Origin of the sequence: Bradyrhizobium sp. ARR65 (genome assembly GCF_000472385.1) — a bacterium.
Taxonomy (GTDB): Bacteria; Pseudomonadota; Alphaproteobacteria; order Rhizobiales; family Xanthobacteraceae; genus Bradyrhizobium.
The window spans coordinates 206,204-219,938 of sequence record NZ_AWZU01000005.1 but is presented as its reverse complement, the minus strand read 5'-3'; the positions used below and the strand labels follow the sequence as shown (position 1 = coordinate 219,938).

General features: G+C 63.9%; 13 protein-coding genes. 9 read left to right on the top strand and 4 right to left on the bottom strand.

What is annotated here, in order from left to right; translation table 11 throughout:
- Positions 1 to 46 precede the first annotated feature (46 nt).
- Positions 47 to 1,219: an isovaleryl-CoA dehydrogenase gene (locus F758_RS0108890; RefSeq protein WP_024507538.1), complete on the bottom strand. Its 1,173-nt coding sequence runs from the start codon at positions 1,217 to 1,219 to the stop codon at positions 47 to 49.
- A gap of 227 nt (positions 1,220 to 1,446) precedes the next feature.
- Between F758_RS0108890 and F758_RS0108885 the strand changes: the two genes are divergently transcribed.
- The 4 genes from F758_RS0108885 to F758_RS0108870 all read left to right on the top strand — a co-directional run bounded on the left by F758_RS0108885 (position 1,447) and on the right by F758_RS0108870 (position 5,346).
- The gene (locus F758_RS0108885; protein ID WP_024507537.1) at positions 1,447 to 2,718 is read left to right on the top strand and encodes a cytochrome P450; all 1,272 of its coding nucleotides are present in this window, start codon (positions 1,447 to 1,449) and stop codon (positions 2,716 to 2,718) included.
- A 28-nt stretch (positions 2,719 to 2,746) separates the two neighbouring features.
- Positions 2,747 to 4,021 (top strand): cytochrome P450, encoded by a 1,275-nt coding sequence (locus F758_RS0108880; protein WP_024507536.1) that lies wholly within the window; start codon positions 2,747 to 2,749, stop codon positions 4,019 to 4,021.
- Between the two features lie 183 nt (positions 4,022 to 4,204).
- Positions 4,205 to 4,756 (top strand): phosphonopyruvate decarboxylase, encoded by a 552-nt coding sequence (locus F758_RS0108875; protein WP_035721449.1) that lies wholly within the window; start codon positions 4,205 to 4,207, stop codon positions 4,754 to 4,756.
- Positions 4,756 to 5,346, top strand: a complete 591-nt coding sequence (locus F758_RS0108870; protein WP_035721343.1) for a thiamine pyrophosphate-dependent enzyme — start codon at positions 4,756 to 4,758, stop codon at positions 5,344 to 5,346. Before F758_RS0108875 ends, F758_RS0108870 begins: the two co-directional genes overlap by 1 nt.
- Positions 5,347 to 5,559: 213 nt before the next feature.
- On the opposite strand, the gene F758_RS0108865 is transcribed toward F758_RS0108870, so the two are convergent.
- Positions 5,560 to 6,483 carry a LysR substrate-binding domain-containing protein gene (locus F758_RS0108865; RefSeq protein ID WP_024507533.1) on the bottom strand — a complete coding sequence of 308 codons (924 nt, stop codon included), beginning with the start codon at positions 6,481 to 6,483 and terminating at the stop codon, positions 5,560 to 5,562.
- 97 nt (positions 6,484 to 6,580) lie between these two features.
- On the opposite strand from F758_RS0108865, the gene F758_RS0108860 reads away from it, so the two are divergent.
- The 4 genes from F758_RS0108860 to mdlC all read left to right on the top strand — a co-directional run bounded on the left by F758_RS0108860 (position 6,581) and on the right by mdlC (position 11,447).
- A complete protein-coding gene (locus tag F758_RS0108860; protein ID WP_024507532.1) occupies positions 6,581 to 7,759 on the top strand; it encodes an acyl-CoA dehydrogenase family protein in 1,179 nt (392 codons plus the stop codon).
- 9 nt (positions 7,760 to 7,768) lie between these two features.
- Positions 7,769 to 8,899, top strand: coding sequence for a CaiB/BaiF CoA transferase family protein (locus F758_RS0108855; protein ID WP_024507531.1), 1,131 nt, complete (start codon positions 7,769 to 7,771; stop codon positions 8,897 to 8,899).
- Complete coding sequence (locus F758_RS0108850; protein ID WP_024507530.1) at positions 8,896 to 9,750, top strand: HTD2 family dehydratase; 855 nt, start codon at positions 8,896 to 8,898, stop codon at positions 9,748 to 9,750. The genes F758_RS0108855 and F758_RS0108850 overlap by 4 nt, the downstream gene beginning before the upstream one ends.
- 71 nt (positions 9,751 to 9,821) lie before the next feature.
- On the top strand, positions 9,822 to 11,447 hold the full coding sequence (gene mdlC, locus F758_RS0108845) for a benzoylformate decarboxylase (protein ID WP_024507529.1): 1,626 nt from the start codon (positions 9,822 to 9,824) through the stop codon (positions 11,445 to 11,447).
- Between the two features lie 99 nt (positions 11,448 to 11,546).
- Here the strand turns inward: mdlC and F758_RS0108840 are convergent, their stop codons facing one another.
- The gene (locus tag F758_RS0108840; RefSeq protein ID WP_024507528.1) at positions 11,547 to 12,293 is read right to left on the bottom strand and encodes an SDR family NAD(P)-dependent oxidoreductase; all 747 of its coding nucleotides are present in this window, start codon (positions 12,291 to 12,293) and stop codon (positions 11,547 to 11,549) included.
- A 137-nt stretch (positions 12,294 to 12,430) separates the two neighbouring features.
- Here F758_RS0108840 and F758_RS43490 point away from each other — a divergent pair, with 137 nt between their 5' ends.
- Positions 12,431 to 12,907, top strand: a complete 477-nt coding sequence (locus F758_RS43490) for a MarR family winged helix-turn-helix transcriptional regulator (RefSeq protein WP_035721440.1) — start codon at positions 12,431 to 12,433, stop codon at positions 12,905 to 12,907.
- Between the two features lie 9 nt (positions 12,908 to 12,916).
- On the opposite strand, the gene F758_RS0108830 is transcribed toward F758_RS43490, so the two are convergent.
- Positions 12,917 to 13,711, bottom strand: coding sequence for an SDR family oxidoreductase (locus tag F758_RS0108830; protein ID WP_024507527.1), 795 nt, complete (start codon positions 13,709 to 13,711; stop codon positions 12,917 to 12,919).
- Between the last annotated feature and the right edge of the window lie 24 nt (positions 13,712 to 13,735).

Here is a 13,735-nt window from a genome sequence, read left to right as displayed (position 1 = left end):
AGCTAAGGGACTCCAGTGGAAGGGACTCCAGTGGATAAGAGCACGCTCACGCCGTCTTTTCGAACAGTTCACGTCCGATCAGCATGCGCCTGATTTCGCTGGTGCCCGCGCCGATCTCGTAGAGCTTGGCATCGCGCAACAGCCGCCCGGTGGGATAATCGTTGATATAGCCGTTGCCGCCGAGCAACTGGATCGCATCGAGCGCGCATTGAGTGGCCTTCTCCGCGGCATAGAGAATGGCGCCAGCGGCGTCCTCGCGCGTCGTCTCGCCGCGGTCGCAGGCCTTTGCCACCGCATAGACATAGGCGCGCGAAGCATTCATCGTGGTGTACATATCGGCAAGCTTGCCCTGCACGAGCTGGAAGGTGCCGATCGGCTGGCCGAACTGCTTGCGCTCGTGCACGTAAGGCAGCACCACGTCCATGCAGGCCTGCATGATGCCGATCGGCCCGGCGGCGAGCACCGCGCGCTCATAGTCGAGGCCCGACATCAGCACATTGACGCCGCGGCCGAGCTCGCCGAGTACGTTCTCCTCCGGCACCTCGCAATTGTCGAACACCAATTCGCCGGTGTCGGAGCCACGCATGCCGAGCTTGTCGAGCTTCTGCGCGGTGGAAAATCCCTTCATGCCCTTCTCGATAATGAAGGCGGTGATGCCGCGCGGTCCGGCATTGGGATCCGTCTTGGCATAGACCACCAGCGTCTCCGCGATCGGACCGTTGGTGATCCACATCTTGGAGCCGTTCAGCACGTAGTGGTCGCCCTTCTTCTCGGCGCGCGTGGTCATCGACACCACGTCCGAGCCGGCATTCGGTTCGGACATCGCGAGCGAGCCGACATGCTCGCCGGAAATCAGTTTCGGTAGGTATTTGCGCTTCTGCGCCTCGCTGCCGTTGCGGCGGATCTGGTTGACGCAGAGGTTGGAATGCGCGCCGTAGGAAAGTCCCACCGAGGCGGATGCGCGCGAAATCTCCTCCAGCGCGACGCAGTGCTCGAGATAGCCGAGGCCTGACCCGCCATATTCCTCTTCCACCGTGATGCCGTGCAGGCCGAGCGCCCCCAATTTCGGCCAGAGATCGCGGGGAAACTCGTTGGTTCTGTCGATCTCGGCCGCGCGCGGGGCGATCTCATTGCTCGCGAAATCGTGCACGGTCTCGCGGATGGCGTCCGCGGTTTCGCCGAGATCGAAGTTGAAGGTCCGATAAGCGTTGGGGATCATGGTCGGCCTGCCTCCCAGCAAAATTCGCCAAGCGTTGCCACAGGCTTATTCCCTCCATCGGCGCTTGTCACGGGTGGAAATTCCATGGCCTGGGAGCACCGATCAGCAGCGTCTAAACACAACCCGAATGCGGCCAAATGCAGCTTGCCCCAAGGCCTGCAACGGGCTGTAATTCGCTCAAAATACCGCCCTTTGAATCGGCGGTCGACAAAAGGAGGGAGCCGGCCATGCAGGGGATGATCGATCTCGCGCATAAGACGCGGCTGGAGGCGGCGCGCGAGCGCGCGCTTTCGTTGCCGCTAGACAAATTCGATCCCGGCGACCCCGAGCTGTTCCGGACCGACACCCACTGGCCCTATTTCGACCGGCTGCGCCGCGAAGATCCTGTGCATTACTGCAACGACAGCATGTTCGGCCCGTACTGGTCGGTGACCAGGTACAACGACATCATGGATATCGAGACCAATCACGCGGTCTTCTCCTCCGCATCGGCGCTCGGCGGCATCACCATCCGCGACGTCGCGCCCGATCTGCGCCGCGAAAGCTTTATCGCGATGGATCCGCCCCGCCACAGCGCGCAGCGCAAGACCGTGGCGCCGATGTTCACGCCAACCCATCTGGACGAGCTTGCTATCAATATCCGCAAGCGCTCCGCCGAATGCCTGGACAATCTACCGGTCGGCGAGGTGTTCGACTGGGTCGACCGGGTCTCGATCGAACTGACCACGCAAATGCTGGCGGTGCTGTTCGATTTCCCGTGGGCCGACCGCCGCAAATTGACGCGTTGGTCCGACATCGCGACCACCATTCCCGGGCCAGGCGGACTGGTCGAGACCGAGGACGCCCGCCAGGCCGAGCTGATGGAATGCGCAAACTATTTTTCGGAGCTATGGAGGGAGCGCATCAAGCAGCCGCCGAGGAGCGACCTGCTATCGATGATGGCCCACAGCGAGGCTACGCGCGACATGGATCCGAAGAATTTCCTCGGCAACCTCGTCCTGTTGATCGTCGGCGGCAACGACACCACGCGCAACACCATGTCGGGCTCGATCTATGCGCTGAACCAGTATCCGCAGCAGTATCGCAAGCTGCGCGACAACCCGGCGCTGATCGACAGTTTCGTCTCCGAGGTGATCCGCTGGCAGACGCCGCTCGCTCATATGCGGCGAACCGCGCTCGAGAACATCGAATTCCACGGCAAGAAGATCAAAAAAGGTGACAAGGTCGTGATGTGGTACGTATCAGGCAATCGCGACGAAGGTGCGATCGACCGCCCGTACGACTTCATCATCGACCGCGCGCGGCCGCGGCAGCATTTGTCGTTCGGATTCGGCATTCACCGCTGCGTCGGCTTGAGGCTTGCCGAATTGCAGCTCAAGATTATCTGGGAGGAAATTCTCAAGCGCTTCGAGAATATCGAAGTGGTGGACGAACCCAAGCGGGTCTATTCGAGTTTTGTGAAGGGCTATGAGACCCTTCCGGTCCGCATCGCAGCGTGATCGGACTGACCAACAACGGGAATTGAAGATGAACGTGCAGGCTCCCGTCAACGTCGATAAGGCCGAGCGCCTGCGCCTGGCGCGCGAAGAGGCTTATTCGACGCCCTTGAAGGACTTTCACCCGGGCGCGCCGCGCCTGTTCCAGAGCGACACGCTGTGGCCGTGGTTCGAGCGCCTGCGCAAGGAAGAGCCGGTGCATTATTGCACCAATGCGCCGATCGAGCCCTATTGGTCGGTGGTCAGATATCACGACATCATGCATGTCGACACCAATCACGGCATCTTCTCCTCCGATGCCAGGCTGGGCGGCATTTCGATCAAGGACGCTCCGCCCGGCTATGACTGGCCAAGCTTCATCGCGATGGACCAGCCGAAGCACGCCGAACAGCGCAAAACCGTGTCGCCGATGTTCACGCCTGGGCATCTCGACGAGCTTGCGGGTCTGATCCGGCAGCGCTCTGCGAAGGTGCTGGATAGCCTGCCGCGCAACGAGACCTTCAATTGGGTCGAAAAGGTCTCGATCGAGCTGACCACCCAGATGCTGGCCACGCTGTTCGATTTCCCGTTCGAGGAACGCCGCAAGCTGACGCGCTGGTCGGACGTCTCCACCGCGCTGCCCAAGAGCGGCATCGTCGAATCGCCCGAGCAGCGGCGCAAGGAGATGGACGAGTGTCGCGCATACTTTGCGAAGCTCTGGAATGAGCGCGTGAACAGTGAGCCGCGCAACGACCTGCTCTCGATGATGGCGCACAGCGAGGCCACGCGGCACATGGACCCCGACAATCTGATGGGCAACATCATCCTGCTCATCGTCGGCGGCAACGACACCACTCGCAACACCATGAGCGCTTCAGTGCTGGCGCTGAACGAGAACCCCGGCGAATACGAGAAGCTGCGCGCGAACCCTGAGCTGATCGACTCGATGGTGCCGGAGGTGATCCGGTGGCAAACGCCGCTCGCCCATATGCGGCGCACCGCGCTTGAGGATACCGAGCTTGGCGGCAAGAAGATCAAGAAAGGCGATCGCGTCGTGATGTGGTACGTCTCGGGCAATCGCGACGAGGAGGTGATCGAGCGGGCAGGCGAGTTCATCATCGACAGGCCACGCCCGCGCACGCATCTGTCGTTCGGCTTCGGCATCCACCGCTGCGTCGGCATGCGCCTCGCCGAGCTGCAACTCCGCATCGTCTGGGAAGAGATCCTCAAGCGCTTCGAACGCATCGAGGTGGTCGGGGAGCCCAAGCGCGTCTATTCCAGCTTCGTGCGCGGGATCGAGTCGCTTCCGGTTCGCATCCCGGGCTAAATTTGTTGCAAAATTGCCGCGAGCTCTTCTTCACCTCTACTTCTCCCGGAGGGAGAGGTGGCATCGCACTCGCGGTGACTTCGCTATAAAATTCGGGCATGACAGGGTGAACCAGATAAGAAGAGAGGCGGGCCGGCTTTTCTTCTAAGCCTCGGCAGCATGCGAACGAGCCCCGAGGAGATGATGGCCGACCTTGCGACAGCAGACGATGTAACAAGCCGCGACTGGCCGCTCGATATCTACAAGGCGCTGAAGGCGGCCGGTGTATCGCAGGTCTGCTACGTCCCCGATGCCGGGCATTCACGGCTGATCCAGTTGTCGCATGGCGATAGCGCCATCAACACCACGGTGCTGACGACCGAGGAGGAAGGCGTGGCGCTCTGTGCCGGCGCCTGGCTCGGGGGCGATCGCGCGGTGCTGTTGATGCAGTCGAGCGGGGTCGGCAATTGCGTCAACATGCTCTCCCTGCTCGCGAGCTGCCGCCTGCCGTTTCTCACCTTCGTGACCATGCGCGGCGAATGGGCCGAGTTCAACCCGTGGCAGATCCCCATGGGCAAGGCGACGCGAGGGGCGCTGGAGATCATGGGCGTGACGGTGTTGCGGCTGGAGCGGCCCGAGGATGCCGAGGAGGTGACCTCCGCCGCGGCCTCCCTAGCCTTCGACAGCGATCAGCAGATCGCCGTGTTGATCTCGCAGCGTATGATCGGCCGCAAGAAGTGGACGGAGGCGAAGTGATGACGACCAATCCTCACCTCCTGGATCGCCGCGAGGCGGTGAAGGCGCTGCTCGAGGATCGCAGCGATCTCCTGGTCGTCAGCGGCCTCGGCTCATCGTCCTATGACGTGTTCGATGCCGGCGAGAATGCCGCCAATTTCTATCTGTGGGGCGCGATGGGCGGGGCTGCGATGATCGGGCTCGGGCTTGCGCTGGCGCAGCCCAAGCGGCCCGTTGCCGTGATCACCGGCGACGGTGAGCAGTTGATGGGGATCGGCAGCCTTTTGACGATCGCGGCGAAGAAGCCCGGCAATCTCGCAATCATCGTGCTCGACAATGGCCATTTCGGCGAAACCGGCATGCAGATGAGCCATTCCGGCCTCGGTTCCCGGCTCGAGGTGATCGCTGGCGGCGCCGGCTTTCACTCGGTCAGCGACATTGCCGATTTCGAGGGGATCGCCGCATTGCGTCGCAAGCTGCGGAACTTCGATGGTCCGCACTTCGCGCGCATCCGCGTCAGTACGGCGCATGTCGCGCGTGCGTTGCCACCGCGAGATGGCGTGTTCCTGAAGAACCGCTTTCGCGGACATTTGGGGCTGCCGGTCAATTGAGGGCGTCATCGTGTTCGTCCGAAGCGAACTCCGCAGTCATTCCCGTCGCCCTGAGGTGCTCGCCACCGGGGCCGCGCGAAGCGCGGCCCCGGTGACAGGCTCCACGAGCCTTGAAGAGCGATGGGCCCGTCCCTCGCAGCGGGGCCGTTCATGCTTCGAGGCGCGCTTGCGCGCGCACCTCAGCATGACGGGTGAGATGGGCGCTCACTTTAGTCAGGCCAGTTTGATGTCCCACAGGCCTTCATCGCGGCATGCCTCCGTTTCACTGCGCAACAGCGCGGTGACGGCTGCGATCGCGGCGGAGCCGGGATGGTCGATGGGGGACGCGATGATCAATTCGCGCATCGGACCGAGCTTGGCAATCGCAGCGGTTTCGAGCTTTCCGCCCGCAACCTCGTCCCGTACAGACGATGGCGGCAGCAGCGCAAAACCGAGTCCCTCCTCAACCAGGCTGGTGAGAACGCGAAACGAATCCGCCTCCACCTGGATGTCGAGCTTCAGCTTCTTCTTTGCAGCGGCATGCTCGATCAGGGCGCGGAGCCCGTGCGAATGACTGGGCAGCACGAGCTTCTGGCGCAGCAGCCAATCCATTTCGACCTGCTTCTTGCGCGACAACCCGGAGCCGCGCGGCCCCACCGCCACGACCGCGTCGCGTCCCAGATTTTGCATGGAGAGGTGCAGGTCGGCCGAGGGACCGTAGATCACGGCAAGGTCCATCTCGCCGCGATGCAGCCACTCGATGAGATGACCGCTGTAGCTCTCCACGATGCAGAGGGAAATGCCGGGGTAGCGTTCCACCGTGCGGCGCGCGAGCCGCGCCGACAGCACGCAGCTCACCGTGGGAACAAGCCCCAGCACGACCCGGCCCGACGGCGCGCCGGCCTGCGACTGGATGTCATCGCGGATCTGGTCGATCTGGCGGACGATCCCCGCGGTGCGCGCCAGCAGCAGGCGGCCGGCTTCGGTCAGCACCATGCCCCGGCCATTTCGGGTGAACAGCTCTGCGCGCAGCTCATGCTCCAGAAGCTTGATCTGGCGGCTGAGCGCCGGCTGCGCTATCCGCAGCGTGTCGGACGCCTTGGAGAGGCTGCCGAGCTCGGCCACGCAACTGAAGGTCTTGAGCTGGCGGAAATCCATACTTGCCAATCTTGGAATGCTACTTCATAGGCTATAACAATTCAGCATAGGGAGCTCGCGGCGGTTTCACAACCAAAAGCCCGCCGCCATCAATCGAATGACGCAAGAGCAAGCTCACGAACAACAAGACGAATATGCGGACATCCGCGAGCAGGTGGCGAAACTCTGCGCGCAGTTTCCCGGCGAATATTGGCGCAAGCTCGATCGTGAGATGGCCTATCCTTCCGCCTTCGTCGACGCGCTGACGCAGGCGGGCTATCTCTCGGTGCTGATCCCGGAAGAGTATGGTGGAGCGGGTTTGAAGCTCTCGGCCGCGGCGGCGATCCTGGAGGAGATCCAGCGCGCGGGCTGCAACGGCGGCGGCTGCCACGCCCAGATGTACACCATGGGCACTTTGCTGCGGCACGGCAGCGCCGAGCAGAAGGCGAAATGGCTGCCCAAGATCGCCAGCGGCGAATTGCGCCTGCAGGCATTCGGCGTCACCGAACCGACCAGCGGCACCGATACCTCGTCGCTGAAGACCTTCGCACGGCGCGAGGGTAACGACAGCTACATCGTCAACGGCCAAAAGATCTGGACCAGCCGCGCCGAACATTCCGACCTGATGATCCTGTTGGCGCGCACCACGCCGAAGGACCAGGTGAAGAAGCGCACTGACGGACTGTCGGTGTTCATCGTCGACATGCGGGAAGCCAAGAAGGCGGGGCTCACGATCCGTCCGATCCGCACCATGATGAACCACTCCACGACGGAAGTGTTCTTCACCGACATGAAGGTGCCGGCGGAGAATCTGATCGGCGAGGAAGGCAAGGGTTTTCGCTATATCCTCTCCGGCATGAATGCCGAGCGCATCCTGATTGCATCAGAATGTATCGGCGACGCCAAATGGTTCATCGCCAAGGCGACCAACTATGCCAAGGAGCGCGCGGTGTTCGGCCGGCCCATCGGCCAGAATCAAGGCATCCAGTTTCCGATCGCGAAGGCCTATGCGTCGATGCGCGCGGCGGAGTTGATGGTCAGGGAAGCTACGCGCAAATATGAGGCCGGGCTCGATTGCGGCGCCGAGGCCAACATGGCCAAGATGTTGGCGGCCGATGCCTCCTGGGAGGCGGCGAATGCGGCCGTCCAGACCCATGGCGGCTTCGGCTTTGCGGAGGAATATGACGTCGAGCGCAAATTCCGCGAGACGCGGCTCTACCAGGTGGCGCCGATCTCGACCAATCTCATTCTCTCCTACATTGCCGAGCATGTGCTCGGCATGCCCCGCTCTTACTGAGGCCTACTGATGCTGCCGCTCGAGGGAATTAAAGTCATCGCGGTCGAACAGGCGGTTGCCGCCCCGTTCTGCTCGTCACGCCTGGCGGATGCCGGCGCGGAAGTGATCAAGATCGAACGGCCCGAGGGCGATTTCGCCCGCGGCTATGACGCGGCGGCAAAGGGCCAGAGCAGCTATTTCGTCTGGCTCAACCGTGGCAAGCAGTCCGTGGTGGTCGATCTCGCCACCAAGGAGGGACGCGAACAGCTCGAAGAGTTGATCGCCGGCGCCGATATCCTGCTGCAGAACCTCAAGCCGGGTTCGATGGACAAGCTCGGCTTTTCGCTTGAGCGCCTGCGCAAGGATTATCCAAAGCTGATTCTCTGCACCATTACCGGCTATGGCGACACCGGACCCTATGCGCACCGCAAGGCCTATGATCTCCTGATCCAGGCCGAAAGCGGGCTTGCCTCGATCACCGGCGGCGCGGATGGCCCCTCGCGCGTCGGGCTTTCCATTGTCGACATCGCAACCGGCGCCACCGCGCATGCCGCGATCCTGGAGGCACTGATCGGGCGCGGACGCACGGGACAAGGCGCCGATATCAGGATTTCGATGTTCGACGTGATGGCGGACTGGCTCACCGTGCCGCTGCTCAATTCGGAAGCCGGCAATCCGCCCAAGCGCATGGGCCTCGCCCATCCCTCGATCGCGCCTTACGGCGTGTTCCGTTCCAAGGACGGCAAGGACATCCTGATCTCGATCCAGAGCGAGCGCGAATGGAAGAAGCTCTGTGCCGAGGTGCTGGGACAGCCCGACCTGCCCAACGATCCGCGCTTCGCCAACATGGTCGAGCGCGTGCGCAATCGCGCGCTCACCGACAAGACCGTCGGCGACAGCTTTGCCAGGATGATGCGCGACGAGCTGCTCAAGCGTCTGTCGGACACCGACATCGCCTTCGCCGAGGTCAATACCATGGCCGACCTCACCGTGCATCCGCATCTGCGCCGCATCGAGGTGGAGACGCCGAAGGGCGTCGTCACCTATCCCGCGCCTGCCGCGATCGTTGTCGGTGAAGAGCGGCATTACGGCGCGGTGCCGGCCATCGGCGAACGTAAAGACACATCCGAAGCTCCTCGCGCCCGGGCAAAATCGTCATGACGGAAAAGCTCGATCTCGATCATCTCCGGCAATGGATCGGCCGCACCCAGGAGGCATCCGACATCGTCACCGCGCAGCTCGTGAAGGGACTGCGTGCGACGCTGTTCCAGGAGATCGGCGAGCCGAAAGCTGGCGACGCTGCGCCGCTTACGGTGCATTGGTGCCTGGCGCAGCCGGTGTTTCCGATGTCGCAACTCGGCCCAGACGGCCACCCCGCCCGCGGCGGCTTTCTGCCGCCGGTGCCGCTGCCGCGCCGGATGTGGGCCGGCGGCGAACTCACGTTTCTTGATAGTTTGCGGGTCGGCGATGAGGCGACACGCACGTCGCGGATCGCGGATGTCACGTTGAAGAGCGGCTCGACCGGACAATTGTGTTTCGTCTCGGTCGAACACACCGTGACGACGCCGCGCGGCGTTGCCATTCGCGAGCGGCAGGACATCGTCTATCGCGAGATGAGCGGCGCACCTGCGGCAGCGCCCGCAAAACCCGCGCCACTGCCGCCGGCGGCGCAACATCGCGAGACCCATGTCTCCGATCCGGTGCTGCTGTTCCGCTATTCGGCACTCACCTTCAACGGCCATCGCATCCATTACGATCGCGACTACGTCACCAAGGTCGAGGGCTATCCCGGGTTGATCTTCCATGGGCCACTGCAGGCGGCGCTGATCGTGGAAATGGCGGCAAAACTGCGGGGCGGCACGGCGCCGAAAAAGTTCGTCTACCGCGGGGTGCAGCCGCTATTCGAAGGCAGCGAGTTCTCCATCAACGCCAACGACAACGGGGCGAGCATGGAGATGTGGACCGCGAATGATGCGGGCCAGCCGACGATGAAGGGCACCGCGACGTGGTAGTGTGTCCGCCGTCATTCCGGGACGCCTCAAAGAGGCGAACCCGGAATGACTGAGTCAGTGGTAAAGCGACCATGCCAGCGAAATCTGCCAAAACCACCTCCCTCACCGTCAAGCACGCCACGCTCGATCTGCTCCGCGCCTTCGGCATCAAGAAAGTATTCGGCAATCCCGGCTCGACCGAGTTGCCGTTCCTGAGCGACTGGCCCGACGATATCGATTATGTGCTGGCACTGCAGGAGGCGAGCGCGGTCGGCATGGCGGACGGTTATGCGCAGGCAACGCGCAATGCCGGCTTCGTCAACCTGCATTCCGCAGCCGGCCTTGGCAATGCGCTCGGCAACATCTACACCGCCCATCGCAACCAGACACCGCTCGTGATCACCGCGGGCCAGCAGGCGCGCTCGATCCTGCCGCTGCAGGCGTTCCTCTATGCCGAGCGCGCGTCCGAATTTCCGCGGCCCTATGTGAAATTCAGCGTCGAGCCGGCGCGCGCCGAAGATGTTCCGGCCGCGATTGCCCGCGCCTATTACGTCGCGATGCAGCCGCCCTGCGGCCCGACCTTCGTCTCGATCCCGATCGACGACTGGACGCATCCGGCAGAGCCGGTGCAGGCCCGCAGCGTCAGCCGCGAGATCGGGCCCGAGCCCGAAGCGATGCGCGCGCTTGCTGCGGCGCTGACGAACAGCGACCGGCCCGCCCTCGTCGTCGGTCCCGCGATCGACCGCGCGGAGGCCGTCGCGGTGATGGTGCAGGTGGCGGAAAAGGCCAAGGCGTCGGTCTGGGTCAGCCCGTTCTCTGCGCGCTGCTCCTTTCCGGAGCGGCATCCGCAATTCGCGGGCTTTCTGCCGGCTTCGCCCAGCCAATTGTCGGAAGCATTGCGCGGCTACGATCTGGTCGTCGTCATCGGCGCGCCGGTCTTCACCTTCCACGTCGAGGGTCACGCCTCGATCTTCGACGGTGCGACCACGATGTTCCAGATCACCGACGACCCCGATGCGGCCGCAGTGATGCCGGTCGGCAGCAGCATCGTCGCGACCATGAAGCCGGCGCTATCGATGCTGCTCGAACTGCTGCCGGAGACAAAACGCGCCGCGCCCGAGGGTCGCAAACTGCCGCCGGCCCCGGCGGCGGCCGATCCGATCCCGGTGGAATTCTTGCTGCACACACTGCGGGCCGCGATGGGCGAAGATGCCGCACTGGTCGAGGAAGCGCCGTCGCATCGGCCGGCGATGCATCAGCACATGCCGATGCGCGGGCAGGACAGTTTCTACACCATGGCGAGCGGCGGGCTCGGCTACAGCCTGCCGGCGTCCGTCGGCATGGCGCTTGGCCGGCCGGAGCGGCGCACCGTCTGCCTGATCGGCGACGGCTCGGCGATGTATTCGATCCAGGCGCTGTGGACGGCCGCGCAGCGCAAGCTGCCGCTCACCGTGGTCGTGATCAACAATGCGGGCTACGGCGCGATGCGCTCGTTCAGCCAGGTGATGCAGGTGCGCAACGTGCCCGGCCTAGATCTGCCCGGGATCGACTTCGTCAAGGTTGCCGAAGGGCATGGCTGCGACGCGGTGCGCGTCACGAAGGCCGCCGAACTCGCGCCGGCGCTCAAACGCGCGCTCGCGCATGATGGCGTGAGCCTGGTCGAGGTGATCGTGGATTCGTCCGTGCCGCCGCTCTACGCGCAGAGGGGGCGGAGCTAGTGTTCTCCCTCATTCCGGGGCGGTCCGAGGGGACGGAACCCGGAATCTCGAGATTCCAGGTTCGATGCTTGCATCGCACCGGAATGACGGTGCCTAGACCTACGACGCCAGAAAACCGCCGTCGGCGGCGAGGACATGGCCCACCACGTAGGACGCAGCATCCGAGAGCAGCCAGACCACGGCTTCGGCGACTTCCTCAGGCTCACCCATCCGCCGCAGCGGCAGCCCTGCCGCGACCGTCGCCACGTCGCCGACGCCAGCGCGCAGCATCATGTCGGTGACGACGCGGCCCGGCGCGATGGCGTTGATCCTCACCCCGCGCGGCGCGGCCTCCATCGCGGCGGAACGCGTCAACGAGATCACCGCCGCCTTTGAGGCGGAATAGAGCGAAAACCCGGAATTTGGATTGCGCACACCGCTCACCGAAGCATTGATGACGATGCGTCCCGCGCCGCGGGCAAACATCGCCGGTAGCTGATGGCGCAGGCACAGATAGACCGAGCGCACATTGCCGTCGAAGACCTGGTCATAGACGGTGCTGTCTTGCGTCTCGATCGGCGCGCGACGCTCCTGGAAACCGGCATTGTTGAAGGCGACGTCCAGCCGACCGTAGCGCTCGAGCGCCGTCGCGACCAGGCGCACAACATCGTCCTCGCGCGTGACATCGGTTCTTAGCGCGAGCGCCCGGCTGCCGAGCCGCTCGCATGCCCCTGCCGCGTCCTCAATGTCGGCTTCACGCCGGCCGGCGATCACGACGGCCTCGGCGCCCTCTTCCGCCATCTTGAGCGCGGTAGCGCGGCCGATCCCGCTGCCACCGCCGGTCACCAGGCAGACCTTTCCGCGCATGCGGCCTGCGGACCTGTCCAATATTCCCTCAGTCGGCAAGGCTTCACGCACAACACCGGACATCAGACCACCATCGCCGCTGCCTGCACCGTTGCAGGCCCTATAGTTGTATGATACAACCAACTTCCGGAGTCAAGATGAACCCGCTCGACCTCATTCTGATCGACGATATTCGTGCCGCCTCCCGGCAGATGGTGCGCGAGCTCGGCTTCATGGACACCACCGTGGCGGCGACGGACCATCCGCCGTCGGCGGTGCATACGATCCTGGAGATCGGCATCCGCGGACCGATGACCGCGGGGCAGCTCGCGGATTTTCTGCATCTGGAGAAATCAAGCGTCAGCCGCATGGTGCGCAAGCTCATCGTGTCGGGTGAGCTCAAGCAAATGAACGATCCTGATGACGCGCGGTTCAAGCCGCTCGCGCTGACGGCCAAGGGGCGTCGCACACTCGCCGCACTGCATGCGTTCGGCCGTCGCCAGGTCTCCGGCGCGCTGGCGCGGCTGAGCGAGGCCGAGCAGCGGACCGTGCGCGAGGGATTGATGCTTTATGCCCGCGCCTTGGAGGCCGACCGCGCTGCCAACGCCGCAGCGGCGCTGCAGTCAGTTGGCTGAAAGGGCGACTTACTTCCCGTACTCTTCCCGCATCTTGGCCTGGATCTTGGCCATGCCGGCGATCCAGCGGTCGTAATTCTCGGTCTTCTTGCGCATGTAGCCGAGCACCTGCGGATGCGGGAGGATCAGGAACGTCTCCTGCCCGATCCCAGCGAGCGTGTCCCGGGCCACCTGTTCCGGCGAGAGATCGCCGTCGCCGGATTGCGGTCCCTTTGGGATCGAACGCAGCATGTTGGTGTCCACGCCCTGCGGGCAGAGGATCGAGACCTTGATGCCGTCGGCCCGGTGCGAAATCGCGAGACTTTCGGCAAAGCCGACCGCTGCATGTTTGGTGGTGGAATAAGCGGGGCTGCCGACTTGCGACAGCAGGCCGGCGGCGGAAATCGTGTTGAGAAAATAGCCGCCGCCCCGCGCCTTGTAGCGTGGGATGAGGTGCCGCGCGGCATAGACATGGGCCATGACATGGATTGCCCAGCTCCGCATGAACGGCTCGTCCGACGTGCCGCCGGCGTTGACGGAGAGCGGATCGAAGCCGCCGCCTATGCCGGCATTGGAACAGAACAGCGCGATCGGGCCGAATTGCCGCTCGGTCTCCTCGATAACGTGCAGGATGTCCTTTTCCTTCGCGACATCGCATTGGAACGCCGCACCGCCGATCGCCGCGGCAACCGTCCGCGCGCCACTGCCATCGATGTCGGTGACCACCACCTTGGCCGCGCCGGCACCGTGAAAGGCCTCGCACAACGCCTTGCCGATGCCGTTGGCGCCACCCGTGACAACCACGACCTTGCCGGCCACCTGCATCGACAGACCCCCTTTGGAAAACCG

What these genes read in the sequence shown, in the direction of transcription:
- F758_RS0108890 (WP_024507538.1), bottom strand. Translation starts at nt 1,219, where the DNA reads ATGATCCCCAACGCTTATCGGACCTTCAACTTCGATCTCGGCGAAACC.
- F758_RS0108885 (WP_024507537.1), top strand. Translation starts at nt 1,447, where the DNA reads ATGCAGGGGATGATCGATCTCGCGCATAAGACGCGGCTGGAGGCGGCG.
- F758_RS0108880 (WP_024507536.1), top strand. Translation starts at nt 2,747, where the DNA reads ATGAACGTGCAGGCTCCCGTCAACGTCGATAAGGCCGAGCGCCTGCGC.
- F758_RS0108875 (WP_035721449.1), top strand. Translation starts at nt 4,205, where the DNA reads ATGGCCGACCTTGCGACAGCAGACGATGTAACAAGCCGCGACTGGCCG.
- F758_RS0108870 (WP_035721343.1), top strand. Translation starts at nt 4,756, where the DNA reads ATGACGACCAATCCTCACCTCCTGGATCGCCGCGAGGCGGTGAAGGCG.
- F758_RS0108865 (WP_024507533.1), bottom strand. Translation starts at nt 6,483, where the DNA reads ATGGATTTCCGCCAGCTCAAGACCTTCAGTTGCGTGGCCGAGCTCGGC.
- F758_RS0108860 (WP_024507532.1), top strand. Translation starts at nt 6,581, where the DNA reads ATGACGCAAGAGCAAGCTCACGAACAACAAGACGAATATGCGGACATC.
- F758_RS0108855 (WP_024507531.1), top strand. Translation starts at nt 7,769, where the DNA reads ATGCTGCCGCTCGAGGGAATTAAAGTCATCGCGGTCGAACAGGCGGTT.
- F758_RS0108850 (WP_024507530.1), top strand. Translation starts at nt 8,896, where the DNA reads ATGACGGAAAAGCTCGATCTCGATCATCTCCGGCAATGGATCGGCCGC.
- mdlC (WP_024507529.1), top strand. Translation starts at nt 9,822, where the DNA reads ATGCCAGCGAAATCTGCCAAAACCACCTCCCTCACCGTCAAGCACGCC.
- F758_RS0108840 (WP_024507528.1), bottom strand. Translation starts at nt 12,293, where the DNA reads ATGCGCGGAAAGGTCTGCCTGGTGACCGGCGGTGGCAGCGGGATCGGC.
- F758_RS43490 (WP_035721440.1), top strand. Translation starts at nt 12,431, where the DNA reads ATGAACCCGCTCGACCTCATTCTGATCGACGATATTCGTGCCGCCTCC.
- F758_RS0108830 (WP_024507527.1), bottom strand. Translation starts at nt 13,711, where the DNA reads ATGCAGGTGGCCGGCAAGGTCGTGGTTGTCACGGGTGGCGCCAACGGC.